The sequence below is a fragment of the Dactylosporangium maewongense genome (assembly GCF_039531485.1).
Taxonomy (GTDB): domain Bacteria; phylum Actinomycetota; class Actinomycetes; order Mycobacteriales; family Micromonosporaceae; genus Dactylosporangium; species Dactylosporangium maewongense.
The window spans coordinates 19692-44552 of sequence record NZ_BAAAQD010000047.1 but is presented as its reverse complement, the minus strand read 5'-3'; the positions used below and the strand labels follow the sequence as shown (position 1 = coordinate 44552).

Genomic DNA, 24861 nt, shown 5'->3' with positions numbered 1-24861 from the left:
CGCGCCGTCCTCTAGCGGCGCGGCACCAGCCTCACCGGCAGGCTCTTGGGGCCGTTCACCACGATCGAGTCCAGCGGCACCGGTTCACCGGCGGCCTCCACGTCCAGCTTCCGTTCGATGATTTCCTGGTACAGGAAGCGAATCTCGACACGGGCCAGCACGCTGCCGACACAGAAATGCTCGCCGAAACCGAGGGCCAGGTGCCGGTTGGGCTGCCGCCGCACGTCGAACCGGTCGGGGTCGTCGAACACGTCCTCGTCGCGGTTCGCCGACGGCAGCCAAAGGGTGACCAGATCACCGGCGGCGATCTGCCGCCCGCGGATCTCGACCGGCCGCGTGGCCGTCCGCATGATGTGCGTCGGCGTCGACGTCCACCGCAGCACCTCGTCGACCGCGGTGGGCAGCAGGCCCGGATCGTCCACCAGAAGCCGCCACTGCTGCGGATGCTCCATGAAGGCGAGCATCCCCCCGGACGCCGCGATGCGCGTGTTCTCCGCGCCGCCGACGAACAGGTTGTCGCAGTTGAGCAGGATCTCCTCCTGGCTGAGCCGCTCACCGTCGATCCGCCCGGCCACCAGCACGCTCACCAGGTCGTCGCCCGGGTTCGCCGCCTTCTCGGCCGCAAGGTTCTGGAAATGGCCCATGATGTCCATGTGCGCGAAGCGGCGGGTCATCGCGTCACCGGCCCCGAACGCCTCGCGGCTCAGCCTGAACAGCTTCTCCCAGTCCGCCTGCGGCACACCCATCATGCTGCAGATCATGTACAGCGGGATCCTCGCGGCGATGTCCTCCACGAAGTCGCACTGCTCCCGCTCGACAGCGAGGTCGATGACGCTGCCCGCCACCTCACGCATCTTCGCCTCGATGGCCCGCACCGAGCGGACCGTGAACCACTCGTCGACCAGCCCTCGCAGCTGCCGGTGCCGTGGCGGGTCGGTGAGCGCCAACGTCCGGCCGCCACCCGGATCCGCTCCGTGCCCCGAAGGCCGCAGCAGAATCCCCCGCGCCGAACTGAACGTCTCGGCGTCACGGAAGACCGCCTTCACGTCGTCATACTTCGTCAGGGCCCAGAACGCCGGATAGTCCGTGGCCTCGTGCAGATGGACGGGGTCATTCTCCCGGAGCCACCGCCACTGCACGAACGGGTCACCGTCACAGTAGAGTCCGGGATCGACGAGGTTGATACGCGGGACGGGAAGATTCGAGACATCGACCGACACAGCCGCACCGTGCCACCCCACGTCACGAACCGTCAACTGTGGACCGTGGCCCCGCCGCACGCGAACCCATCGATGACCTACCGGCTGGATTCGTAACAGCCACCTTCTGACGCCCCTCCGACGGGTCCCGCCGGGTGAAGCTGACGAATACCTGGTAGCGCTGGTCCACGACGCACCGCTACCGATCCGCCCGGTGAGGCGGCCCGGCGCCGATTCCAGGGTTGCATCCGGTACCCAGGTACAGGCTTACCGTCGAGGGACACCAGCCCGAGGAGCCTGTCATGTCGTTCGACGCCCCTGACGCCTGCACCCTGCCGACCGCGGAACGGCCGCTGCGGCTCGCCGAGTTCGACGCGCTGTTCAGCAGCGCCGTCCGGTCGGTCGAGGCCGTGAGCCCGACCCATGCCCGGATGCGGCTGGCCGGGCCGGCCGGCCTCGAGGCGACGGTCCGCGACCTCGCCACGCGGGAGACCGCGTGCTGCTCGTTCTTCACCTTCACCCTGACGCCCGGCCCCGCCGACGGCGCGCTCGTCCTCGACATCGAGGTCCCCGCCGCGTACACCGACGTCCTCGCCTCTCTGGCCGGCCGGGCGACGGCCGTGGCGCCCCGGTGACCGACCCGCTCTCCCTGCCTACTGACGGAGCTGCCACATGAGCCTGCCACTGCGACCGGTGCACACCCACCACGACCCGAAACCGGCGGCGGTGGACAACGCGCCGCCGATGCGGAGCAAGGTCAGTGGCGTCCTCGCCGCTGCCGCCTGCGCCGCCTGCTGCGCCCTGCCGCTGCTCATCGCCGCCGGGGTGCTCACCACCGCCGGCGCCGCGGTCGTCGAGCAGACCCTCCTCGCGGTCGCCGCAGGACTCGCCGCCGTCGCGCTCGGCATGTGGTGGCTGCACCGCCGCCGCAGCGCCCGGCGGGCCGCCGCCGCGGGCGCCGCCTGCGGCTGCGGCGGCGGATGCGGCTGCTGACCCGCACCACAAGGGCGTCCTTCCGCGACGATGTGCTGCGATACACGCATGACGATCATCCGGTCCATCCTGCTGTTCCTGCTCGCCGCGCTGGCCGAGATCGGCGGTGCGTGGCTGATCTGGCAGGGCGTCCGGGAGCACAAGGGGCTGCTGTGGATCGGCGCCGGGATCGCCGCCCTCGGCGCCTACGGCTTCGTCGCCACCCTCCAGTCCGACGCGAACTTCGGCCGGATCCTCGCCGCGTACGGCGGTGTCTTCGTCGCCGGCTCGCTCGGCTGGGCGATGGTCGTCGACGGGTTCCGGCCCGACCGCTACGACATCATCGGCGCCGCCGTCTGCCTGCTCGGCGTGGCGGTCATCATGTACGCGCCGCGGCACGGCTGAGCAGGTCAGGCCGGCGGGTGTGGCGGCAGCCGCACCCACACCCGCTTGCCGCCCTCGTGGTCCTCGACGCCCCACCGCTCGGCGAGGGCGGCGATGATCGCGATCCCCCGGCCGCTGTCGCGGTCGATCGTGTCGGCGTCGGCCGGCATGCGCGGCACGACCGCGGACCCGTCCGCGACGGAGATGGTCACGTGCCGCTCGTCCGCCTGCAGCGCCAACACGACCCGGCCGCCGCCGTACCGCACCGCGTTGGTGACCAGTTCGGTGACGGCCAGCATCGCCCGGTCGATCCAGTCGGCGTCGGTGAGCCCCCAGCCGGCGAACGTCGACACCATCGCCCGCCGTGCGATGGCGGGCGCCCCGTCGCTGATCGGGAGGTCGAAGTGCGCGGTGAGAGGGCTCACCGCGGCGGGCCTGCGCTCGCAGTTGCCGTCACGGCCCGTGCAGTACCCCACCCGTTCACGTGACGAAACTTGCCGGACGGCAAAGGCTGTCGGGTGCGGCCGCCACCGGGCGTCAGAGGCCGTTCGGCGGCTGGTCGAGCGGGAGGCGGACGGTGGCGGTGACGCCGCCGCCCGGGGTCGGCCGCAGCGTGATCGTGCCGTGGTGGCGGTGCACGATCAACCTGCTGGCGGGCAGGCCGAGGCCGGTGCCGGGGATGCCGAGGTCGCGCACCCGGCTGCTGCGGTGGAAGCGTTCGAAGACCTGCTCCAGCTCGTCGGCGGCGAACAGGCCGCCGGCGCGGATGTCCTCGACCCAGACCGGCTGCTGCTCGGTCCAGGCGACGCCGGCCAGCCCGGCGCCGGTCGGCAGGTGCGCCGGCATCGGCAGGCCGGGGCCGTCGCGGGTCCAGGCGGCGGCGGGGCGCATCACGTCGGTGAGCGGGTCGAACAGCCACAGCTCGGCGTACGGCCAGCCCAGCGTCTCGCCGACGGCGGCGAGGACCGCCCGCCCGGCGGCCTCCAGGTCGGTCGCGGCGGGCAGGGTCCGGGCGACGGCCAGCTCGCACCGGCGGAACCGTTCGGCGCGGCGCTGGTCGGTGACGTCGTGCACGGCGGCGACCGCGCCGAGCCGCCGGCCGTCGCGGTCGGTGATCGGGGTGGCGTTCACGGTGTACCGGCGCGGCCGGCCCCGCCGGTCGGGGATGATCTGGTCGTCGCTGCGCACGGTCTGCCCGCACAGCGCCCGCACCAGCGGCATCTCGTCGGCGGCGAACAGGCGGCCGTCGGGGTGCGTCACGTGGAACAGGTCGGCCCACTGCTCCGGCGGGCTGTCCTCGTAGCCCTCACTACCGGTCAGGAAGTCCCGCAGCGCCCGGTTGAGCAGCACGAGCCGACCCTGCTCGTCGCAGGCGGCGACGCCGGTGTCGAGGCACTCCAGCAGCGCGTGCAGGAACGCCCGCTGCCGCTGCGCGTTGGTGCGGGCGGCGACGTCGGCGGCGTGGGTGCCGGTCATCAGCGCGGCGAGCACGCGGGCGGCGTGGTCCAGGCAGCGCAGCTGCTCCGCCGACCAGTCGACCGGCCGGTGGGCGGCGACGGCGACGACGGCGAGGATGCTGCCGTCGTCGTCCCGGACCGGGAAACCCGCATACCCGCGGATGCCGTGCAACCGGACGGCGTCGCTGCCGGTGAACCGCTCGTCCGCCACGGCGTCGGCCACGATCATTGGCAGGTCGCTGGCGACGACATGCCCGCACAGCGACACCGTCAGCGGCAGCTCGTAACCGGCGGCGACGCCGTCGACACCGGTGGCGCCGAGGACGGCCTGCCGGTCGGCGGTGATGAACGACGCCAGCGCCACGGGCAGGCCGGTCGCGGCGGCCGTGAGCTCGACGACGTGGTCGATGATCGGCCGCCATCCCGCCGAGTCGTCACGGGCCCGGCGGACGGCCGCGAGCCGGGCCACCGACCCCAGCCGGCCGCCGATCCCTGCCACGGTGCCAGGATTTCACACGACCATACCGCATAGGTCCGAAATGCGCGGTTCAGTGACCATGGTTGTACTGGTGGACGACCGCGTGGCCCTTGCCGCGGGAGATCATCCACCGGTTCAGGGGCGTGGTGAGCACGAACGCCACGGCCAGCGAGAACGCCAGCGAGGCCCAGAACAGCCACGCGGTCAGCCCGGCGTCCATCGCGCCCGGCACGGTCACCATGACCGCGTTGTCGAGCACCTCCATGACGGCGATGGACACGGTGTCGGCGGCGAGCGCCACCTTCAGCGCCGTCCGCACGCCGACACCCGCGCGCAGGACGCCGCGCATGGTCAGCGCGTAGCCGAACACGAAGGCGAGCGCGACGGACAGCCCGACGGTGGCGGCGTTGTGCAGCCCGAACGCGGTGCCCAGCACCATGCCGAGGACCTCGCCGATCGCGCAGCCGGTCAGGCAGTGCAGGGTCGCCTGCGCCGCCGCCGCCCACGTCGTCGTCGCCGCGGTGCTGACCGGGTGGTGATGCGTGTGATCCATGTCGACCTCCCTTTTCCGGTGCCGACTATACCCCCCTGGGGTATCTACGCAACGGTGGCCCGCGACACGTACTGGCGTCAGTGCACGAAGACCGGGCCCTCCGTGACGGCCGGGCGGCCGCCGGGCAGCGCGGCCGCGAGCACGACGGCACTGACCGCCGCCGCCACGGCGGCCGCGGTGTAGGCGGCGGTGAAGCCGTCCAGCGGGCCGCCCGGCGCCGCCGCCAGGTCACCGGCGGCGATGGCGGAGACGAGCGCGACGCCCAGCGCGGCACCGAGCTCGTGGCCGGTGTTGAGCAGGCCGGAGGCGCCGCCGGCGGCCGCGTGGTCGACGCTGGTCATCACCGAGGTGGACGCGGTGACGAACCCGGCGCCGAGGCCGGCCGCCGCCAGTACGAAACCCGGAAGCACCGCGCTGAAGGGCTGGGCGTGCGGCTCGATCCGGGCCAGCAGCCCGAACCCGGCGGCGGCCACGGCGAACGCGACCAGCATCACCGGCCGGGCACCGAAGCGCTGCAGCCCCCGGCCGGTCAGGTGCGCGGAGACGATCGTGGCGAGGGTGACCGGCAGGAACAGCACCCCGGTGCGCAGCGCGGAGTAGCCGAAGCGGTGCTGCAGCAGCATCGACGTGAGGAAGAACCCGCCGATGAGCAGGCTGGAAGCGGCCAGCATGACGGCGTTGCCGGCGATGACCGGCCGGCGGCGCAGCAGCCCGGTGGGCAGCAGCGGCGACCGGGTGCCCCGCTGGACCGCGGCGGTCGCCAGGCCGAGCACCGCGGCGCCGGCGAACGACAGCCAGGTCGAGGTCGCCGTCCAGCCCGCCGTGCCGGCCCGCACGAGGCCGTAGATCACCAGGGCGGCGGTGCCGGTGAGCAGCAGCGCGCCGGGGACGTCCACCCGCCCGGGCTGCCGCGGCGACGGTGGCACCATGAGCCGGACCGCCAGGCCGACCGCGATGCCGATCGGCACGTTGACGAAGAACACCCAGCTCCAGCCGGGGCCCGACACGAGCAGCCCGCCGATGAGCACGCCGGCCGCGGCGCCGCCGCCCCCGACGGCACCCCAGACGGCGAGCGCCTGGTGCCGGCGCCGGCCGTGGAACAGGGTGCTGACGATCGACAGCGCCGCCGGCGACAGCATCGCCGCGCCGACGCCCTGCGCGGCCCGCGCGCCGAGGATGACGGCCGCGTCGCCGGCGAGCCCGGCGGCGAGCGACGAGGCGGTGAACACGGCCAGCCCGGCCAGGAAGACGGCACGCCGGCCGAGCAGGTCGCCGAGCCGGCCGCCGAGGACGAGCAGCCCGCCGAAGCACAGGGTGTACGCGGTGACGACCCACGTGGCCGCGCCGGCGTCGAGCCGCAGGTCGTCGGACATCTTCGGCAGCGCGACGTTCACCACGGTCACGTCGAGGATGACCATGAACTGCGCCAGGCACAGCAGCGCGAGCGTGCCCCAGCTGCCGGATCTCTCGTGGTGGTGCTCCATCCTCGGCCTCCCATAAGTCGTACAGCGATGTACGGCTTACTGTAGGGCGCACGCTGCTAAAGTCGAACACCTGTGTTCGACTTCACTTCGCCGCACTTCACGGAAGCGGGACCACCCGATGCCACCGACGACACCGCGCCGGGCCGACGCGCGCCGCAACATCAGCGCCATCCTCGACGCCGCGCAGGCCTGCCTCGTCGCCGATCCGGCCGCGAGCATGCAGGACGTCGCCCGCGCCGCCGGCGTCGGCAGGGTCACCCTGTACGCCCACTTCGGCTCCCGCGCCGAGCTGCTGGACGCCGTCTTCACCCAGGTGATCGCCGACGCCGAGCGCGCCCTCGCCGAGGTCGACCTCGACGGCGACGAGCGCCAGGCCCTCGGCCGGCTGATCGCGTCGTCGTGGCGGATCGTCGAGCGGTCCCGGCTGCTGCTGCACGCCGCCCAGCTGGAGCTGCCCGCCGACCAGATCCGCGAACACCACCGCCGGCCGCTCGACCGGGTCGAGAAGCTCATCGAGCGCGGCCGGCAGGCCGGCACGTTCCGGACCGATCTGCCCGTGACCTGGATGACCGCCGTGGTCTACAACGTCATCCACGGCGCGGCGGACGAGGTCACCGCCGGCCGTCTCACGCTCGAGCAGGCACCGGACGTCATCACCACGACCCTGCTGTCGGCCTTCGCCCCACCCGCCCCGACCAGGAGATACTGACGGCACCTTCCCGCTTCCCGGAGGCCCTGGTGACCCGCCGACCGATGTGGCCGTTGTACGCGGCCGGCTTCACCACCGCCTTCGGGGCGCACGGCATCGCCGCCAACCTGGGCGGGTTCGCGGAGGGTGCGGTCACGTCGCTGCTGGTGCTCGGCGGCCTGCTCGCCCTGTACGACGGCGCCGAGGTGCTGCTCAAACCGGTGTTCGGCAACCTCGCGGACCGGGTCGGCGCGCGGCCGGTGCTGCTCGGCGGGCTCGTCGCCTTCGCCGTCGCGTCCGCCCTCTACGCCGTCGCCGACAGCCCCGGCTGGCTGTGGGCCGCGCGCCTCGGCCAGGGCGCCGCCGCGTCCGCGTTCTCCCCCGCCGCGTCCGCACTCGTCGCCCGGCTCAACCCGGCGGCCAGGCACGGCCGGGCGTTCGGCTCGTACGGCTTCCACAAGTCCATCGGCTACACCCTCGGCCCGCTGCTCGGCGGCGTGCTGGTCTGGGCCGGCGGGCTGCGGCTGCTGTTCGTCGTCCTGGCGGTCCTCGGCGCGGCCGTGGCGGCTTGGGCGGCGCTCGCCGTGCCCGCCGTCGCTCCCCTGCCGAAGCAGCGGCAGACCGTGGTGGACCTCGCGCGCCGGCTGGCCGACCGCGCGTTCCTCGCCCCGACCGGCGCGCTCGCCGCGGCGACCGCCGCCCTGTCCGTCGGCGTCGGGTTCCTGCCCGTCAACGGCCGGACCGCCGGCCTCGGCACGGTCGCCACCGGCGCCGCCGTGTCACTGCTCGCCCTCTGCGCGGCGGTCGTCCAGCCATGGGCGGGCCGGGCCCTGGACGGGCGGCGCCTCACGACCCGCACGGGCCTGACCGCCGGCCTGGCCGTCACCGCCGCGGGCCTGGCCTGCGCGGCGCTGCCGGGCCTCGCCGGGCTGCTCACCGCCGCCGCCCTGATCGGCGCCGGCACCGGACTGATCACCCCGCTGGGGTTCGCAGCGCTCGCCACCGGCACGCCACCGGAACGCCTCGGCCAGACGATGGGCACCGCGGAGCTCGGCCGCGAGCTCGGCGACGCCGGCGGCCCGCTCCTCGTCGCGGCGATCGCCACCCTCGCCACGCTCGCGTACGGCTTCGCCGCCCTGGCCCTGCTCCTCGCCGCCGCCGCGGCCGCGGCCTTCCTCGCGCGCCCGAAGCCCGCCTCGGCGCCGCCGACGCAATAGCGGAAACGGCGATGCGCGCCGCTGGATGCGGAAACGGCGATGCGCCGGGCCCTTGAAGGACCCGGCGCATCGTCCGGTGGTGCTTACGACCAGGAGCTACTGGCCCACTCGTCACTGGACCAGTAGTGGCCCGACCAGTAGTGACCGGACCAGTAGTGACCGGACCAGTAGTGGCCCTCCCAGTCGGGGTCGGCCCACGACGCGGCGCCGTTCCAGGGCTTGCCCGACCAGGTCGCGGCCGCCCACGTCTTGGACGCCCAGGAGGTGCCGGTCCAGTTGTCGCCGGCGATGCGGTACCCCATCCAGGTGCCGCCCGACCAGCTCGTCTGGTTGGCGCTGCGCGGCGCCCACGTGGCGGGGGCGAACGGGCCCCAGACGGCGTTGTCGCCGCTGAGCGCCACGTTGTCACGGACGAGGCGGCTGGTGCCGCGGGCGTCGTCGAGCTTGCCGGTGCCGGTGGAGCGGTTCCAGCCGGTCGCATACAGGTTCTGCGACGCGATCGCCGCGTTCAGGTTGAGGGCCTTGATGTTGCGGGTCATCGCCAGGCCCGAGACGAAGCTGGCGGAGGTCGTCAGCACGGTCTTGACCTGGTCCGCGGTGAGCGTCGGGCGGGCCTGCAGCAGCAGCGCCACCGCCGCCGACGTGACGGCCGCCGCCTGCGAGCTGCCGCTGCCGCGCAGCAGCGTCGAGCCGACCTTCGCCGACGGATACGTCAGGTCGATGTTGGAGCCCGGGTTGGCGAGCGAGATGATCGACTCGCCGGGGGCGACGAAGTCGACGCTGCGGTTGTTGCCGCCGATCGTGGTGAACGAGGCGAAGTCGTCGTCGGAGACGTTGGTGGTGCCCTTGATGGAGCTGGCGGCGACCGCGAGGACCGCCGGGTCGCTGGCCGGGTCGCTGACCACGAGGTCGTTGTTGCCGTCGTTACCGGCAGCCGCGACGACGACGATGCCCTTCAGCCAGGCCTGCTCGACGGCATACTGGACCGGGTCGCTCCACGAGTTCGGCGTGCCGCCGGTGCCGTAGGACAGGTTGATGACCCGGATCGGGTTGGCGGGGTCGTCGTTGCGGTGTGCCACCACCCAGTCGATCGCCGCGATCATCTGCGACACGTCGACCGCGCCGTTGGCGGTGCCGACCTTGATCGACGTCAGCTTCGCCTTGGGCGCCAGGCCGACGGTGCGGGTGGTCGGGTCGTTGCCGACGATGATGCCGGCCATGTGGGTGCCGTGCCCGTACGTGTCGAGGTAGCGCAGATCGGGGTCCTGCGACTCGAACGACAGGTCCGGCCCGTTCACGATCTGTGAGGCCGGCAGGCCGGCGACGGGGGCGACACCGGTGTCGATGAGCGCGACGCCGACACCGGCGCCGGTCAGTCCGGCCGCCGCGCCCGTCGAGGCGTTGATGGCGGCGCGTACGGTGGCGAGCGTCGTGCCGGCCGAGCCGGTGCTGCTGCCGAGCCAGGCGCTGGACGCCCAACCGGCGTCACCGACCTGGGTGTGCGCGGGTGCCGCGGCCGCACCGAGGCCGGCAGCAGTCGCGGCTGCGGCCACGGCGGCCGCCACAATCCGGCGTCCTGCCGCCGCCCGACGCCGCATGGCTGATCTGGGCATGGGATCTCCGTTCCCGCCGCTGACGTGTCGCGGCGCGAGCTCCACAATGACCCGGCGCGGCCGGAAAATCACTGGCCGTGAGCCGTCTCGGGCCGCCCGGACACGGGTTCCGCCCAACCACCCGACGCGATGTCAGGTGGCGACCGTCGCGCCGCACCCTCATCGCAACCGGCCCGGCACCCGAGCGGCTCCCGTGCCTGGCTCCGCACGCGATCGGGGCCGCGCACCGCATATCCGGCACCGCGGCCCCGGCCGGCACCTAGGCTGTCCACCGTGGGGGATGAATCAGCCGTAAACCGCCTAAAACGCCGACGGCCGTTCCGGCTGCGCGCCGCTGTGGGTGCGGGCTGCGTGCTCCTCGTGCTGCTGGCCACGGCGGGTTGGGCCGCCTCCCGCACGGTCGACCTGCGCGGCGATCTGCAGGCCGTCGCCGACCTGACCCGCCGGCTGCAGCAGCAGGCCATGTCCGGCGACCGCGAGGGTGCGGCCGCGACGCTCGCGGCGGTGCAACGCCGGACCGGGGCGGCGGCCGCCGCGGCGAACGACCCGGCGGTGCGCCTCGCGAGCCTGCTGCCGGGCAGGGGGCGCGACATCCGGGCCGCCCGCGTGCTCGCCACGGCCGCCGACGATCTCGCCCGGGACGTGCTCCCACCGCTGCTCGACGCGGCGCGGCAGCTCGACCCGCCGGCGCAGCCGGCCACCTCGGGCGTGGACCTGCGGCAGATCCGCGCGCTGGAGCAGCCGGTGACGACGGCGCTCGCGGCGCTGGACCCGATCCGCAAGCGCCTCGCCACGATCCCCGTGCGGGCGCTCGACCCGGCGGCGGGCGCGGCGGTGACCGACCTGCGCCGCAAGCTCGATCGGGGCGGCGACGCGCTGCGCGCCGCGCAGCAGGCCGTCCAGCTCCTGCCGGCGATGCTCGGCGGTGGCGGCGAGCGGCGGTACCTCGTGCTGTTCCAGAACCTCGCGGAGGTCAGGGCCACCGGCGGGATGCCCGGCGCGTGGGCCGTCGTGGCGGCCCGCGACGGCCACCTGACCATGACCGCCCAGGGGACCGCGTCCGTCGGGCTTCGCGCGTTCGACGCGCCGGTGCTGCCCGTCGATCCGCAGGTGCGGTCGCTGTACGGCGCCGGCGTCGCCAGCCATCCGGCGAACATCACCATGGTGCCGAACTTCCCCACCGCCGCGGCCGTGGCACGGGAGATGTACCGCCGCCGCTCCGGCGAGACCGTCGACGGTGTCGTCGCCACCGATCCGGTCGCGCTGTCCTACCTGCTCGCCGCGACCGGACCCGTGGCGGTCGCCGGCGGGCCGGCCCTGGCGACGGACAACGCCGTGCGGGTGCTGCTGGCCGAGACCTACGCGCGGTACCCGACGCAGGCACAGCAGGACGCCTACTTCGCCGACGCGGCCCGGGCGACGTTCCAGGCGCTGACCGGCCGGGCGCTCAACCGCGGCGCGCTGCTCACGCAGCTGAGCCGCATCGTCGCCGAGCGGCGCCTGCTCGTGTGGAGCGCGTCGCCGGACGAGCAGCGCGGCCTCGCCGGCACCCCGCTGGAGGGCGCGCTGCCCGACCGGGACGCCGCCGCGGCGCCGCTGGTGGGGGTGTTCCTCAACGACGGCGGTGGCTCCAAGCTCGACTACTACCTCGTGCCGTCGCTCGAACTGGTGTCGGCGGGCTGCTCGAGCGACGGGCTGCGGGAGCTGACGCTGCGGGTGACGCTGCGATCGGCGGCGCCCGCCTCGGGCCTGCCCGCCGGCGTGTTGACGTTCGCCGAGGTCACCGACCCGTACACGGCGCGCACGTTCGTCTCCGTGTACGCGCCGGTGGACTGGGGTGTCGAGCGCGGCACCCTCGACGGTGCCCCGGTGCGGCTGGCCAGCGGGTCCGACGGCGGCCGGATGGTCGTGGTCACGTCCGTCGACCTGCCACCGGGCGCCAGCCGCGTGCTCGAGGTGCGGCTGGTCGCGCAGCAGGTCCAGCCCGGGGGCTGGAAGCCGCAGGCGCGCACGACGCCGACCGTCAGGCCCTGGACCGTCGAGTCACGTTCGGCTGAATCCTGCGGCTGAGGCCGCTACGTTGAGAACATGGCTCACAAATGGGACTTTCTACGACAAGGAGGGTTGATGCCATGAAACGGCTGTATACGCTGCTGTGCGGCCTGCTGCTGGCCGGCGTTGCGATGACCTTCGCTCCTCCCGCGCATGCCCAGGTGGAGTACCCGCCGGCCCCGCCGACGGGTGGCGTCTCCGACAGCACGGTGCGGCGCGACGGCACGGTGACCTTCTCCGGCAAGAGCACGCCGTTCGACACGGTGACCGTCACCGTGAAGTACGCCAACGGGCGCTCCGAGATGGCGGGCACCGTGAACGCCGACGCCGAGGGCAACTGGTCCCTGGCGATGTCGCTGAGCTACCCCGGTGTCGCCACGCTGAGCGCGGCGACCAGCAACGGCGTGGTCACGCAGCAGGTCGTGGTCCTCGCCAGGAGTGTCAACCAGTCGAACTCTTCGTCCAGCGACTCACAACTGGCCACGACCGGCGTCGCCAACGGCCAGCTGCCGACGATCACGCTCATCGGCGCGGGCACGGTCATGCTCGGCGCGCTCCTCGTCGTCGCAGGCGTGCGGTGGCGCCGGCGGACCGGCACCGCGGACTGAGCACGGTCGCCACAGGTAGGGCCGCGACGGCACCCTGACGTCGCGGCCCTACCGTTGCGTGGCGACCCCGAGCGCCGACCGCGGCCACCAGCCCCGCTCGACGGCGAGCGCGGTGTAGAGCCGGTCCGTGTCGGCGACCAGCCGGTCCGGGCCGAACCGCGCCGCCGCCAGCTCCCTGGCGCTCCTGCCCATCCGCTCCCGGGTCGCCGGGTCGCCCAGCAGCCGGACGACCGCCTCGGCGAGCTCGGCGGCGTCGGGCCGGCACAGCACGCCGGTGACACCGTCGCGGACCACGTCGCCGACCGCGCCGACCCGGGTCGCGACGGCCGCGACCCCCGCGATCGCCGCCTCGATGAGGCAGACCGGGGTGCCTTCGTTGTCCGACGTGAGCACGACGAGATCGGCGGCGGCGTAGACGGTCGCCACGTCGGCGCGCCAGCCGATGAACCGCACCGCCTCGCCGAGGTCTTCGGCTGCGGCGCGGGTGTCGGCGAGGCGGTCCCCGTCCCCGCACACGACCAGCGTCGCGGTGGGGTCGGCGGCGTGCACCCGGCGGGCCACGTCGATGAGCCGTTCGGGTCCCTTGATCGCGGTGACCCGCCCGACGTAGGCGATCACCGCGCCGTCGGCGGGCAGGCCGAGCGCGCGCCGGGCCTCGCCGCGCGCCGGGATCGGGCCGAGGGCAGTGCCCGGCATGATGACGCGGTACGCCGCGGGCCGGCCCACCCCGGCGCGCAGCAGGTCGTCGCGGACCTGGCCGCCCACCGCGACCAGCCGGTGGGTGTGCCGCGCGAGCACCTGCTCGACGCCGGTCACCAGCCGCGTCTTCGCCGGCGTGAAGTAGCCGTGCAGCAGGTGCCCGTGGAAAGTGTGCACCCGCACCGGGACGCCGGTCAGCAGCGCCGCGATGCGCCCGAGGGTCCCGGCCTTCGCGGTGTGGGTGTGCACGATGTGCGGCCGGAAGCGGCGCATCTCGGCGGTGAGGTCCAGCAGCGCCCGGTAGTCGCCGCCGGTGCGCAGCCGCCGGCCCAGCGTCGGCACGTGGTGCACCGCCAGGTCCAGCCCGTGCAGCAGGTGGTAGTCGGCCTCGCCCGGCTCGACGTGCCCGGTGTACAACCGGTGCTCGAACCGCGCCGGGTCGAGTCCCCGCAACAGGGTGGACACCTGCATCGCCGGGCCGCCGACGTTCAGGCGGGTCAGCACCCGCATGACCCGCAGCCGCCGTACCTCGGGATCACGGTTCATGGCGAGCTCCGGGTGCGGGTGAGCGCGTCGCGCAACGGCTGCTGGTAGAGCATGGCTCCGGACACGCTGAGGTGCGCGCCGTCGCGGTAGACGAGGGCGCCGTCGACGAACGCGCTGCACCCGCCGCCCGCGGTGCACAGCCGCTCGCCCAGGTCGAGGTACTGCGCGCCGGCGCTCGCCGCCACAGCGCGTTCGGCGGCGACGATGTCGTCGCGCAGCCGGCGCACCTCGTCCGGCCGCAGGTGACCGCAGTCCGGGGAGGGCGTTGACAACAGCCGCGGCCGCAGGCAACCGGGGAGGTCCCGATGCTGCGGGACGGCGCCGATGACGATGACCGGGCTGCGCGGCGCGATCGTCGCGACCGTCCGCGCCAGGTCGGTGCTCCACGCGGCGATCTCCCGCTGCCGGGCGGACCCGTGGGCGTCGCCGGGCGCGTCGGGCAGCAGCAGCGGGGCGGCGCTGCCGTTGAGGTAGCCGTAGCTGGCGTTGGAGACGATGACCGCGCCGTAGGGCGGATCGTGCTCGGCGATGGCGCGGAGGCTGCCTTCGGCGAACCGCCGGCACGGCTCGCTGAGGTACCGGACCTGACTCAGCAGCGGGCACCCGCCCATGGTGGCGATCTGGACGTCCAGCCCGGCGGCCCGCCCGGCCGCGATCGCCGGCTCGGCGAGGTGCCCGGCGTTCGAGTCGCCGATGAGCAGCGCCGTGCCCCGGGAGCCGGGGGTGGGCCACGTGCACGGCCGCCGGGCCGGGTCGCCGAGCGGCAGCTGCTGCGCACAGCCGGCGGTCAGGTCGATGTGTGCCGGCGCCGTGATCGCGCGGACGGCGGCGATGTCCGGCCGGAACCAGCCGTGTCGCGTGGCGACGGCGACGCCGAGGCCGGCGGCGGCGGGCAGCAGCAGGCACACCACCGCGAGGCGCACGGTGGCGGCCGCGGTCAGCGGCGATTTCCGGCGGCGGTCCGGGCGGTGGATCGGCAGCTCGACGAGCCGGTAGGCCAGCACGGCGGGCACCAGCGAGGCGAGCGCGGCGAGCGGCCGGACGCCGGGCAGGTCCGGCAGGCAGGTGCCGGCGATGACGATGACCGGCCAGTGCCAGAGGTACCAGCTGTAGGACAGGTCCCCCAGTGCGACGGCGGGACGCGCGGACAGCCAGGCGGTCGGCGCCGCCGGGCCCGGGGCGCTGCCCGCAACGAGCAGGCACAGCGCCGCCGCGACCGGCACCGCGGCGAGCAGCCCCGGAAACGGGTCATCGGCGTCGATGCCGAAGGCGGCGGCCGCCAGCAGCACCGTTCCGGTCCAGGCGAGCAGTGTCCGGACCGCGCGCCGCGGTGCGCGGCCGCCGGCGGTCGCGACGGCGACGGCGGCGCCCGCGAGGAACTCCCAGGCCCGGGTCACCGGCGCGTAGAACGCGAGCCGGCGCACGACCTCCGGGTCGGTCAGCGCGGGCACCCCGACGGCGCGCGGCACCCAGCCGTAGGTCAGGCACACCGCAAGGCCGAGCGAGGCGACGCCGGCCAGGGCCAGGGCGGTGATCAGCACGGCCGTCGCCGGTCGCTGCGGACGCCGGCGGCGGGCGATCAGCCACACCGCCCCGAGCGCGGCCGGGAACAGCAGGTAGAACTGCTCCTCGATGGACAGCGTCCACAGGTGCAGCAACGGGTTGGACTCGGCGTGCGGCTGGAAGTAGCTGCCGGCGAAGCGGAAGAAGTAGCCGTTGGCGCACAGCAGCGACGCGGCCGCCGAGGCGTAGCCGACCGCCGACATGCTGCCGTCGAGCGGGCTGAAGAGCAGCGTCGTCGCCGCGATGGTGGCCGCCGACACCACCGCCAGGGCGGGGAGCAGCCGCCGGGCCCGCCTGGCGTAGAAGGTGCGCAGCCGGATCCGTCCGGTCGCGGCGAGCTCGCGCAGCAGCATGGCGCAGATGACGTGGCCCGACACGACGAAGAACACGTCGACGCCGACGAAGCCGCCGGGGACGGGCAGTCCGCAGTGGTAGAGCACGACGAGCGTGACCGCCACGGCGCGCAGCCCCTGGATATCGCGACGGTGGTGCCGTGTCTCCTCACCGCCCGCTGCCATCACAGAATCCGATATTAGGAGCTAATCGCCCAAATCACCCGTAAAATCGTGAATGTGACTTCGGGCGGCCTTCGCGTTTCCACCTGGTCGGCGGGATGGGTCGTCGAAGGCGTGGCGGCGGGCGCCCTCGTTGCCTACATCGCGCTACGGCAGCCGCTGCTGGCCCTGGGCCTGGGCCTGGCGCTCGCCGTCGCCGTCGCCGCGATGCGGCCCGGCATGATCGTGCCGTCGCTCGTGCCGCTGAGCACGGCCACCACCGCCTATCCGCTCGCCCACATCGGCGTGTACGTGGGCGCCGCGATCCTGATCGTCACCGTCGTGCGCCGCGCGTTCGCCGCCCGGGACGCCCGCGTGCGGCTCGGCTGGCCGCCGGTGTGCCTCACGCTGCTCGCCGCCGCGCTGGTGGTCAGCGCCCGCGGCGACGGGCCGCCGGGCCGCGACAGCGACCTGTCCGGCCTGCTCATCGGGCTAATGCTGGCGGCCGTCATCGGTTTCCTGCCGCCGCGTCCGCTCACCGTCGCGCGGGTCGTGACCGTCACCGGCGCGGTCGCCGCCGTGCTCGCGACGGTCGACGGCGTCTACGTGAGCGGCCGGATGTCCGGCGCCGGGCTGCTCGCCAACTACTTCGGGGCGCTGCTGGCCATCTGCGTCGCGACCGGTGTGGGCCTGGCCCGCGCCGAGCGCCGCGTCGCGTGGCTGATCCCGGTCGCCTGCTGCCTGGCCGCGATCGTGCAGACGCACTCCCGTGGAGCGGTCGTGGCGACCGCCGTCGGGATCGTCGTGGCCCTCCTCGCCGGCCGGCCGGCGCGCTGGCAGATCGCCGGCGCCGCCCTCGCCGGCGTCGCCGGTCTCGCGACGGTGCGGGTGGCCAACCCGCTGGCGGACGCGGTCGTCGGCAGCCGCAGCGCCACGCAGCTGACCATCAACAGCGAGGTCCGGCTCCAGGCGGCCCGCCTCGCCGTCGACATCGCGCAGGACCACCCGCTGCTCGGCATCGGGTATGCGACGTTCCCGCGGATCGCCGCCGCCGATCCACGGCTCGGCATCTACATGAACACCCACAACGACTTCCTGCGGCTGGCGGCCGAGTCCGGGGCGGCCGCCCTGGTGCTGTTCCTCGCCGTGCTCGCCACCGCGCTGTGCTGGCGGGCCGGCGCGGGCTTCCTGCCGCTGCGGGCCGCCGTCGCGGCCGGCGCGGCGAACCTGTTCTTCGCCAACACCCTGTCCAACCTGACCGCCAGCGGCCTGTTCTGGGTGTGCCTGGGCGTCCTGCTGGCCGGTCGCGGCAGCGACCGGCGCGCCGACATTGAGGAGACCACCACCGATGCTCGACTCCACCACTGAGGTCCGTGCCGGCGACCGGTTCGCGTTCGGCGCGAACTGGATGTCCTTCGTCGAGGTCGTCGACGACGTCCGCATCGACACGGCGACCGCCTCGCTGACCACGGCGCTCGGCCTGACCGGTCCGCCCGAAGGCAAGCGCCTGGACGGCAGGACGTTCCTCGACGCGGGCTGCGGCAGCGGCCTGTTCTCGCTCGCCGCCACCCGCCTCGGCGCCCGGGTGCACGCCTTCGACTTCGACCCGGCGTCGGTGGCGGCCGCCACCGAGCTGCGCCGGCGGTTCGCCCCGCACAGCGACTGGCGGATCGAGACGGGCTCCGTCCTGGACCCGGACTACCTCGCCGGTCTCGGCCAGTTCGACGTCGTCTACTCGTGGGGCGTGCTGCACCACACCGGCCGGCTCTGGACGGCCCTCGCCGGGGTCACGGACCTCGTCGCTCCCGGCGGCCGGCTCTACATCTCCGTCTACAACGACCAGGGCTTCGCGAGCCGGGCGTGGCGGCGGGTCAAACGCCGGTACAACCGCTCAGGGCCGGCGCTGCGCGCGGCACTCGTCGGTCTCAGCGCCGTCTACCTCGCCCGGCACCGTCCACTGCAGACGCTGATCAGGGCCGTCAGGCTCGGCACCGGGCACCGCCGTCCCGCGCCCGCGCGGCCGGCTCCCCGCACCCGCGGCATGTCCCGCCGGCACGACCTCGTCGACTGGGTCGGCGGCTACCCGTTCGAGGTGGCCAAGCCGGAGGAGGTCTTCCGGTTCCTCACCGGCCGCGGCTTCGAGCTTCGGCATCTCACCACGTGCGGCGGTGGCCTGGGCTGCAACGAGTACGTCTTCGAGCGGGTCGGCACCGGCCGCCGCGTCGTTGCGCCGGCGCAGTGACGCGGCGGCCGCGCGGGCGGCCGCCAGCGCGCTGACGGGATCGGGCAGCAGCCGGGCGGCGGGGGTCCCGCTCGCCCGGCAGAACCACACCAGGTGGACCACCGCGAGGCACCCGTAGCTGATCGACGCGGCCAGCCCGCAGCCGACGATCCCCCACCGCGGCACCAGCACCAGGATGAGCCCGACGTTGACCGCCAGCGCCGCCACCGACGTCGCGGACATGACGACGGGCCGCTCCAGCCGGATCAGGTACGCGCCGAGCTGCCGGGTCACGCCGAGCGCGAGCAGTCCGGGGGCCAGGGCGTACACGGCGGGCAGGGCCGGTCGGAACGCAGCGCCGTAGCCGAGCGGCACCAGCAGCGGCGCCGCCAGGGCCAGCCCGCCCGCGGCGGCCAGCCCCAGCGCGACCGAGACGCGGGTGGCCCGTACGGTCGCCGCGGCCGCCGAGCGCAGATCGGCGACGGCCTGGCCGGCCAGGCAGGCCCGGGCCAGCGCGTCGGTCGGGATGCGGGTCAGCTCGGCCAGCGTCACCGCCACGGTGTAGAGACCGACCGCCCGCGCGGACGTCATCGCCGCGAGCGCCAGGACGTCGAGCCGGTAGGTCAGGTACAGCGCGGTCGATCCGGCGTGGTAGCGGACGCCGAGCCCCAGTGCCCGCCGGGCCAGGGCGCCGTCGAACAGCGGCAGCCGGGGGCGCACCGCCCGCAGCTGCAGCAGCAGCGGCACCGCCGAGGAGACCGCCCAGATCCCGACGACCCAGCCGACGCTGATCCAGCCGGTGAGCGCCACGCCCACCAGCGCGGCGCACTGCAGGACGCCGGAGGTGAGCAGCGCCCGGTCGACCACCCGCACCTGACCGGTGAGCATCAGCACGGTGTTGAGATGCAGCACCGTCATCATCGCCGGCACCGCCAGCAGCCCGCAGGCCAGCACCGCCGGCGCCGCGGTGGCCGCCGCGCCGAACACGCCGGCGGCGGCCAGGCCGGCGGCGCCGAGCGCGGCGGCGGTGCCGAGCACCGGTGCGAGCACCACGCTGCCGGCCGTGACGGCGGCCTCCCGGGCCGGCCACAGCCCGACGTACGCCTGCTCCAGGGACAGGTGACCGACCGCCATCGTCGCGGTCGCGACGGCGACGACGATCGCGTAGGCGCCGCGCCCCTCCGGCTGCAGGGCCCGCGCGACGACGACGCCGGCGGTCCCGCCGAGCACCACCAGCAGCAGCCGAACCCCCACGCTGCGGGTCAGCTGCGGCAGGCCCTGGCCCGGTCGCATCGCGCGGGGCGACGGCCCTGATGCGGTCACGGTGCGGTCACGGCGACGTCTGGAGACGCGCCATGCCGCCGGCGTCGACGAACTGGCGGTGCCACAGCTCGAACTGCAGCAGCGACCACAGCCGCCGGCTCTCGTCGACCCCGCCGTCGTGGCGCCGCAGCATCGCCTGCACCGCGTCCTGCCGGAACAGGCCGCGCGACCGGGCGGTGGCGTCGGTCAGCACCGACCAGGTCAGCTCGCGCAGGTCGCCGCGCAGCCACGCGGCCAGCGGGACCCCGAAGCCCATCTTGGGCCGGTCGATGACCTCGGCCGGCAGCCAGTCCGCCATCGCCCGCCGGAACAGGTACTTGGTGGTGCCGGGCCGGACCTTCAGCCGGGTCGGCAGCGCGGCGGCCCACTCCAGCAGGTGCTGGTCCAGCAGCGGCGAGCGGGCCTCGACGGAGTTCGCCATCGTGGTGACGTCGACCTTCGCCAGCAGGTCGCCGGGCAGGTAGGTGTTGACGTCGGCGTCGATGACCCGGCCGACGGCGTCGGGCGCCGCCGAGCGGCGGAAGGCGTCCTCGAGCAGCGCGACGCTGTCCACCCCGCGCAGCCGCTCCCGCAGGTCGTCGGTGTACAGGGTCCGCAGCTGGTCTTCGGAGAAGATCGACATCATGCCGGCGTAGCGGCCGATCGGTGGGCGGGACAGCAGGTGCAGCGTCCTGCCGACCCGCCGCAGCGTGCTGCGCGGCGCCGCCCGGTCCCCGTACGCGCCGAGCCCGTCGAAGAGCCGCCGCGGCCGCAGCGCGGGCAGCCGCGCGAGCGACCGCATCAGCAGGTACCGGTGGTACCCGCCGAAGCACTCGTCGCCACCGTCGCCGTTGAGCACCACCGTGACGTGGGCCCGGGCCAGCCGGGCCACGAAGAAACTCGGGATCGCCGACGGGTCGGCGAACGGCTCGTCGAAGTGCCACGCCAGGTCCGCCAGCAGCTGCGGCAGCGGACCGAGGTCGGCCGGCCGCACGACCATCTCGTGGTGGTCGGTGCCGTACCGGTCGGCGACCTGGCGCGCATACCGGCGCTCGTCGAAGCGGTCGTCGTCGAACCCGATGCTGAAGGTCCGGACCGGTCGCGCCGACAGGCGGGCCATCGCCGCGACGACGGCGGAGGAGTCCAGGCCGCCGGACAGGAACGCGCCCACGGGCCGCTCGCCGACCAGGCGGGTGGCGACCGCGTCCAGCAGCAGGTCCCGCAGCCGCTCGGCGGCGGCCGGCTCGTCGGGCACCGGCGTCTCGGTGCAGTCCAGCCGCCAGTACGGGCGCACGCTCACCCGGCCCGCCTGCCACGTCAGCAGGTGCCCGGGCGGCAGCTTGTGCACGTGCTCGAAGATGCTCCACGGCGCGGGGACGTACTGGTAGGTCAGGTAGTGGTGCAGGGCGACCACGTCCAGGCGCGGGGTGAACGCCCGGTCCTGCAGCAGCGCCTTCGCCTCCGACGCGAACGCGACGCCGCCGCCGGTGTCGCGCCAGTACATCGGTTTCTTGCCGACGCGGTCGCGGCCGAGCAGCAGCCGCCCCCGGCCGGCGTCCCAGATCGCGAACGCGAACATGCCGCGCAGCCGGTGCACCAGGTCGTCGCCGAACTCCTCGTACAGGTGGACCAGGCATTCGGTGTCGCCGGCGCTGGTGAACGCGTGGCCGCGGCGGATCAGGTCGGCGCGCAGCTCGGCGAAGTTGTACAGCTCCCCGTTGCAGACCGCGACCACCGACCGGTCCTCGCTGTACACCGGCTGCCGACCCCCGGCGACGTCGACGATCGCGAGCCGGCGCATGCCGAGCGCCGCCGCCGGACCGTCGTGGATGCCCTCGTCGTCGGGTCCGCGATGGGCGAGCACGTCGCACATGCGCCGCACGAGCACGGCGTCCGCGCCGGCGCCGGCCACACCCGCGATCCCGCACATCAGCGGCGGACCTGCGCCGCGGCGAGCATCCCCCGGTACAGGTCGACGTGCTGGTCGACCATCGTGTCGCTGTGCAGGTGGATCCGGCTCCACTGGCGGGCCGCGCGGCCCATCGCCTGGGCCCGGCCCGGATCGGCGAGCACGCCGGCGATGGCGTCGGCGAGCCCGGCCGGGTCCCGCGGTGGCACGAGCAGCCCGCGCCCGTTGGCCAGCAGCTCCGGCGAACCGCCGACCGCGGTGGCGATGACGGGCCGGCCGGCGGCCATCGCCTCCATCACCGCGTTGCTCATGCCCTCGGTGAGCGACGGCAGCACGACGGCGTCGGCGCGGGCGAGCAGCCGGTCGACGTCCGTGCGCGGGCCGAGCATGCGCAGGTCGACCCCGAGCCGGGTGGCCTGGCGGATCAGGGCCCGGCGCTGCTCGCCACCGCCGGCGAACACGAACGTGCACGGCGTGCCGCGGTCGCTGAGCAGCCGGCCCGCCTCGAGCAGGTGGTCGTGGCCCTTGTACCGCTTGAAGTTGGCCACGCACAGCACGACCGGGCGCTTGCTGCGGATGTGCGCCGGGCGGGCGTCCGCGAAGGCCTCGTCCGGGAGCCCGTTGTAGATGACCTTGATCTTGGTCGTGGTGACCTTCTCGGTACGGCGGACGCAGGCGGCCACGGCGTAGGCGTTGGCGACCAGCAGGTGCGTCATCCGGGTGGCGATCCGCTCGGTGAGCAGCGCCATTCGCCGGCCCTGCTTGAAGTCGTCCAGGCTGCGGCGCCCTGCGATCACGACCGGCACGCGTGCGATGCGGGCCGCGGGCGCCGCCATGACGTAGCTGTGGAACAGGAACGCGTGCACGAGCTCGGGGCGGGTCTCGCGCAGGAAGCGGGTGAGCCGGACGAACGTGGCGAGCAGGCAGGACACCGCCCGCCAGCCCGGCCGGGGGGTCCAGCCGAGATAGACGGTCCGCACGCCGGCCTCGCGCAGCGCCGCCGAGCGCGGCCCCTCGCCCGTCAGGACCACGACGGTGACGTCGCTCCCCCGCCGCTGGAGCCCGTCGGCGAGCATGACGATCTGCTTCTCGGTGCCGCCCAGGCCCAGCTGCCCGATCACGATGCAGACCCGCAGTCCCGCACCCGCCGGCGTGGACGCCTGTGCGGGAACGGCGGTGAGCGTCGCCGCGCCCCCTGCCGACGATTCATCTTCCACGCCACCACCATATGACCTCAATATGGCTATAAAACGATTTTTCGTGTTCTGCAAACCGCTTTGCCGGAATTCGATAGATTCGTGCGGCAAGAGCCGCATCCGCTGCACACCATCCCACCGCCATTGGAGGCCACCGATCGTGCCTGGGACGACGCCGCAGCCGCAGACCTACCTCGTCACCGGCGGCGCCGGTTTCATCGGTTCGCACCTCGTCGAGGCACTGCTGCGCCGCGGCGACCGGGTCGTCGTCCTGGACAACTTCTCCAGCGGCCGCCGCGCCAACCTGGCCGGCGTCGAAGGCCACCCGGGGCTGCGCGTCGTGCAGGGTTCCGTCCTCGACGAGCTCGTCGTCGAGGACCTCGTGCGCCAGTGCGACGTCGTCGTGCACCTCGCCGCCGCGGTCGGTGTCCGGCTGATCGTCGAGCAGCCCCTGGCCTCGCTGACCACGAACCTCCGCGGCTGCGAGAACGTCGTCGAGGCCGCCTGGCGCCACCGCCGCGCCGTCCTGCTGACCAGCTCCTCGGAGATCTACGGCAAGAACAGCACCGGGCCGCTGCCCGAGGACGCCGACCGCATCCTCGGCTCGCCGTCGGTCGTCCGCTGGGCGTACAGCACCGCCAAGGCCGTCGACGAGATCCTGCTCAACGCCTACCACCGCGAGCGCGGCCTGCCCACGATCATCGCCCGGCTGTTCAACACCGTCGGGCCGCGGCAGAGCGCCGCCTACGGCATGGTCATCCCGCGCCTCGCCAGGCAGGCGGTCGCCGGCCACCCCCTCACCGTCTACGGCACCGGCGAGCAGACCCGCTGCTTCGTCCACGTCGCGGACGTCGTCGACGCGCTGCTGCGGCTGCTGGCCACGCCGGCCGCGATCGGGCAGACCGTCAACATCGGCTCCTCCGACGAGATCAGCATCCGCCGGCTCGCCGACCTCGTCGTCGCCGCCGCGGGCAGCCCGTCACCGATCGAGCTGATCCCGTACCACGAGGCCTACGGCTCGGGGTTCGAGGACATGCACCGCCGGGTGCCCGACACCCGGCGGCTGCGGGAGCTGACCGGCTGGGCCCCGCGCCGCACGCTGCACGACGTGCTGACCGCGGCGATCGCCGAGGCACGGGCCGAGGCCGCCGCACCGGTCCCGCAAGGGCAGCTGGTCGCGTCGTGAACCCGCCCTGGCTGGCCGCACCGGTCCTCGCGGGGCTCGTCGCGGTCCCGCTGGCCGCCGTCCTCACCGCGGTGTGCCGGCGCACGGCCGTGCGCACCGGCATCGTCGACCGCCCCGGCGGCCACAAGGCCCACGCCGCGCCGACGCCCTACCTCGGCGGCCTCGCCGTCGCCGCGGCGACCCTCGCGCCGGCGCTGCTCCTGGTCGCGCGCGGGCCCGCGCCCGCCGCGGCCCTGCTGCTGGCCGTCGCGGCCGCCGCCGTCGGCACCCTGGGCCTCATCGACGACCTGGCACCGCTGAGCGTCAACACCCGCCTGGTCGTCGAGGCCGGCGCGGCCGGTCTCGTCGCACTCGCCGGGCACACCGTGCCGGTCACCGGACAGCACTGGCTCGACGTCGCGCTCACCGTGGCGTGGATCGTGCTGCTGACCAACTCCTTCAACCTGCTGGACAACATGGACGGCGCCGCCGCCGCGACCGCCGCCGTCACCGCCGTGCTGCTCGGCGTCGCCGCCACCGGCTCCGGCCGCGAGGCGCTGTGGTGGTGCCTCGGCGGCGCCTGCGTCGGCTTCCTGTGGCACAACCGGCCACCGGCCCGCATCTTCCTCGGCGACGCCGGTTCGCTGTTCGTCGGCTTCCTCATCGCGACCGGCACCGTCGTCGCCGCACCCGACCGCTCCCCCGGCACGCTGGCGGTGCCGCTGCTGCTCGCCCTCATCGCCGTCGTCGACACCGCGCTGGTCGTGGTCGCGCGCCGCCGCGCCGGCCGGTCCTGGCGGCAGGGCGGCGCCGACCACACCTCCCACCGCCTGCGGCTGCTCGGCCTGTCGGCGGCGCAGGTCGCCGCGGCGCTCGCCACCGGCGCGGCCCTCTGCGGCGGCCTCGCCCTGCTGGTGCGCGCCGGTCAGCTGCCGGCCACCGCCGGGCTCGGCATCGCCGCCCTCGCCGGCACCACCGCCGTGTGCCTGCTGCTGCGCGTACCCACACCGACCGCACCGGCGGCCCAGCGCGTGCGCTGACCGCCCGCACACCGTCCCGCA

The 24861-nt window shown here is 74.4% G+C and carries 21 protein-coding genes; 11 read left to right on the top strand and 10 right to left on the bottom strand.

What is annotated here, in order from left to right:
- Positions 1-11: 11 nt before the first annotated feature.
- Positions 12-1220 carry a cytochrome P450 gene (locus ABD332_RS55665; RefSeq protein WP_344514523.1) on the bottom strand — a complete coding sequence of 403 codons (1209 nt, stop codon included), beginning with the start codon at positions 1218-1220 and terminating at the stop codon, positions 12-14.
- Between the two features lie 281 nt (positions 1221-1501).
- Between ABD332_RS55665 and ABD332_RS55660 the strand changes: the two genes are divergently transcribed.
- Genes ABD332_RS55660 through ABD332_RS55650 form a run of 3 tightly spaced genes read left to right on the top strand, consistent with a single transcriptional unit; the run spans position 1502 to position 2576 of the window.
- On the top strand, positions 1502-1834 hold the full coding sequence (locus tag ABD332_RS55660) for a hypothetical protein (protein WP_344514521.1): 333 nt from the start codon (positions 1502-1504) through the stop codon (positions 1832-1834).
- A 37-nt stretch (positions 1835-1871) separates the two neighbouring features.
- Positions 1872-2192, top strand: coding sequence for a hypothetical protein (locus tag ABD332_RS55655; protein ID WP_344514519.1), 321 nt, complete (start codon positions 1872-1874; stop codon positions 2190-2192).
- A gap of 48 nt (positions 2193-2240) precedes the next feature.
- Positions 2241-2576 carry a YnfA family protein gene (locus tag ABD332_RS55650; protein WP_344514517.1) on the top strand — a complete coding sequence of 112 codons (336 nt, stop codon included), beginning with the start codon at positions 2241-2243 and terminating at the stop codon, positions 2574-2576.
- A 5-nt stretch (positions 2577-2581) separates the two neighbouring features.
- On the opposite strand, the gene ABD332_RS55645 is transcribed toward ABD332_RS55650, so the two are convergent.
- From ABD332_RS55645 to ABD332_RS55630, 4 genes are all read right to left on the bottom strand, one after another.
- Entirely contained in the window at positions 2582-2980 is a 399-nt protein-coding gene (locus ABD332_RS55645) for an ATP-binding protein (RefSeq protein WP_344514515.1), read from the bottom strand.
- A gap of 112 nt (positions 2981-3092) precedes the next feature.
- A complete protein-coding gene (locus ABD332_RS55640; protein WP_344514513.1) occupies positions 3093-4511 on the bottom strand; it encodes a GAF domain-containing protein in 1419 nt (472 codons plus the stop codon).
- Between the two features lie 49 nt (positions 4512-4560).
- On the bottom strand, positions 4561-5043 hold the full coding sequence (locus ABD332_RS55635) for a DUF4396 domain-containing protein (RefSeq protein ID WP_344514511.1): 483 nt from the start codon (positions 5041-5043) through the stop codon (positions 4561-4563).
- A gap of 77 nt (positions 5044-5120) precedes the next feature.
- Complete coding sequence (locus ABD332_RS55630) at positions 5121-6527, bottom strand: MFS transporter (RefSeq protein WP_344514509.1); 1407 nt, start codon at positions 6525-6527, stop codon at positions 5121-5123.
- Between the two features lie 118 nt (positions 6528-6645).
- Here ABD332_RS55630 and ABD332_RS55625 point away from each other — a divergent pair, with 118 nt between their 5' ends.
- Positions 6646-7236 carry a TetR/AcrR family transcriptional regulator gene (locus ABD332_RS55625; RefSeq protein WP_344514507.1) on the top strand — a complete coding sequence of 197 codons (591 nt, stop codon included), beginning with the start codon at positions 6646-6648 and terminating at the stop codon, positions 7234-7236.
- Positions 7237-7265: 29 nt separating this feature from the next.
- Positions 7266-8432, top strand: coding sequence for an MFS transporter (locus tag ABD332_RS55620; protein ID WP_344514505.1), 1167 nt, complete (start codon positions 7266-7268; stop codon positions 8430-8432).
- A gap of 83 nt (positions 8433-8515) precedes the next feature.
- On the opposite strand, the gene ABD332_RS55615 is transcribed toward ABD332_RS55620, so the two are convergent.
- Entirely contained in the window at positions 8516-10045 is a 1530-nt protein-coding gene (locus tag ABD332_RS55615; RefSeq protein ID WP_344514504.1) for a S8 family serine peptidase, read from the bottom strand.
- 351 nt (positions 10046-10396) lie between these two features.
- Here ABD332_RS55615 and ABD332_RS55610 point away from each other — a divergent pair, with 351 nt between their 5' ends.
- Both ABD332_RS55610 and ABD332_RS55605 read left to right on the top strand, forming a co-directional pair.
- Positions 10397-12115, top strand: coding sequence for a DUF4012 domain-containing protein (locus tag ABD332_RS55610; RefSeq protein WP_344514502.1), 1719 nt, complete (start codon positions 10397-10399; stop codon positions 12113-12115).
- A 62-nt stretch (positions 12116-12177) separates the two neighbouring features.
- Entirely contained in the window at positions 12178-12705 is a 528-nt protein-coding gene (locus ABD332_RS55605; RefSeq protein ID WP_344514500.1) for an Ig-like domain-containing protein, read from the top strand.
- A gap of 48 nt (positions 12706-12753) precedes the next feature.
- Here the strand turns inward: ABD332_RS55605 and ABD332_RS55600 are convergent, their stop codons facing one another.
- Complete coding sequence (locus ABD332_RS55600) at positions 12754-13950, bottom strand: glycosyltransferase (protein WP_344514499.1); 1197 nt, start codon at positions 13948-13950, stop codon at positions 12754-12756.
- On the bottom strand, positions 13947-16031 hold the full coding sequence (locus tag ABD332_RS55595) for an acyltransferase family protein (protein ID WP_344514497.1): 2085 nt from the start codon (positions 16029-16031) through the stop codon (positions 13947-13949). The genes ABD332_RS55600 and ABD332_RS55595 overlap by 4 nt, the downstream gene beginning before the upstream one ends.
- Before the next feature lie 54 nt (positions 16032-16085).
- On the opposite strand from ABD332_RS55595, the gene ABD332_RS55590 reads away from it, so the two are divergent.
- Both ABD332_RS55590 and ABD332_RS55585 read left to right on the top strand, forming a co-directional pair.
- Complete coding sequence (locus tag ABD332_RS55590; protein ID WP_344514495.1) at positions 16086-17375, top strand: O-antigen ligase family protein; 1290 nt, start codon at positions 16086-16088, stop codon at positions 17373-17375.
- Complete coding sequence (locus ABD332_RS55585; RefSeq protein ID WP_344514493.1) at positions 17356-18249, top strand: class I SAM-dependent methyltransferase; 894 nt, start codon at positions 17356-17358, stop codon at positions 18247-18249. The genes ABD332_RS55590 and ABD332_RS55585 overlap by 20 nt, the downstream gene beginning before the upstream one ends.
- Before the next feature lie 1309 nt (positions 18250-19558).
- Here ABD332_RS55585 and asnB read toward each other — a convergent pair.
- Together asnB and ABD332_RS55570 are read right to left on the bottom strand one after the other, a co-directional pair.
- On the bottom strand, positions 19559-21460 hold the full coding sequence (gene asnB, locus ABD332_RS55575) for an asparagine synthase (glutamine-hydrolyzing) (protein ID WP_344514490.1): 1902 nt from the start codon (positions 21458-21460) through the stop codon (positions 19559-19561).
- Positions 21460-22656 carry a glycosyltransferase gene (locus tag ABD332_RS55570; RefSeq protein WP_344514489.1) on the bottom strand — a complete coding sequence of 399 codons (1197 nt, stop codon included), beginning with the start codon at positions 22654-22656 and terminating at the stop codon, positions 21460-21462. Before ABD332_RS55570 ends, asnB begins: the two co-directional genes overlap by 1 nt.
- A 139-nt stretch (positions 22657-22795) precedes the next feature.
- Between ABD332_RS55570 and ABD332_RS55565 the strand changes: the two genes are divergently transcribed.
- The gene (locus ABD332_RS55565) at positions 22796-23821 is read left to right on the top strand and encodes an NAD-dependent epimerase/dehydratase family protein (RefSeq protein WP_344514487.1); all 1026 of its coding nucleotides are present in this window, start codon (positions 22796-22798) and stop codon (positions 23819-23821) included.
- Complete coding sequence (locus tag ABD332_RS55560; protein ID WP_344514485.1) at positions 23818-24840, top strand: glycosyltransferase family 4 protein; 1023 nt, start codon at positions 23818-23820, stop codon at positions 24838-24840. The genes ABD332_RS55565 and ABD332_RS55560 overlap by 4 nt, the downstream gene beginning before the upstream one ends.
- Positions 24841-24861 lie beyond the last annotated feature (21 nt).

Bases quoted from the DNA above. Each gene is read 5' to 3' on its own strand.
- ABD332_RS55660 (WP_344514521.1), top strand. From the start codon at position 1,502: ATGTCGTTCGACGCCCCTGACGCCTGCACCCTGCCGACCGCGGAACGG.
- ABD332_RS55655 (WP_344514519.1), top strand. From the start codon at position 1,872: ATGAGCCTGCCACTGCGACCGGTGCACACCCACCACGACCCGAAACCG.
- ABD332_RS55650 (WP_344514517.1), top strand. From the start codon at position 2,241: ATGACGATCATCCGGTCCATCCTGCTGTTCCTGCTCGCCGCGCTGGCC.
- ABD332_RS55635 (WP_344514511.1), bottom strand. From the start codon at position 5,043: ATGGATCACACGCATCACCACCCGGTCAGCACCGCGGCGACGACGACG.
- ABD332_RS55630 (WP_344514509.1), bottom strand. From the start codon at position 6,527: ATGGAGCACCACCACGAGAGATCCGGCAGCTGGGGCACGCTCGCGCTG.
- ABD332_RS55625 (WP_344514507.1), top strand. From the start codon at position 6,646: ATGCCACCGACGACACCGCGCCGGGCCGACGCGCGCCGCAACATCAGC.
- ABD332_RS55615 (WP_344514504.1), bottom strand. From the start codon at position 10,045: ATGCCCAGATCAGCCATGCGGCGTCGGGCGGCGGCAGGACGCCGGATT.
- ABD332_RS55605 (WP_344514500.1), top strand. From the start codon at position 12,178: ATGAAACGGCTGTATACGCTGCTGTGCGGCCTGCTGCTGGCCGGCGTT.
- ABD332_RS55600 (WP_344514499.1), bottom strand. From the start codon at position 13,950: ATGAACCGTGATCCCGAGGTACGGCGGCTGCGGGTCATGCGGGTGCTG.
- ABD332_RS55595 (WP_344514497.1), bottom strand. From the start codon at position 16,031: ATGGCAGCGGGCGGTGAGGAGACACGGCACCACCGTCGCGATATCCAG.
- ABD332_RS55585 (WP_344514493.1), top strand. From the start codon at position 17,356: ATGCTCGACTCCACCACTGAGGTCCGTGCCGGCGACCGGTTCGCGTTC.
- asnB (WP_344514490.1), bottom strand. From the start codon at position 21,460: ATGTGCGGGATCGCGGGTGTGGCCGGCGCCGGCGCGGACGCCGTGCTC.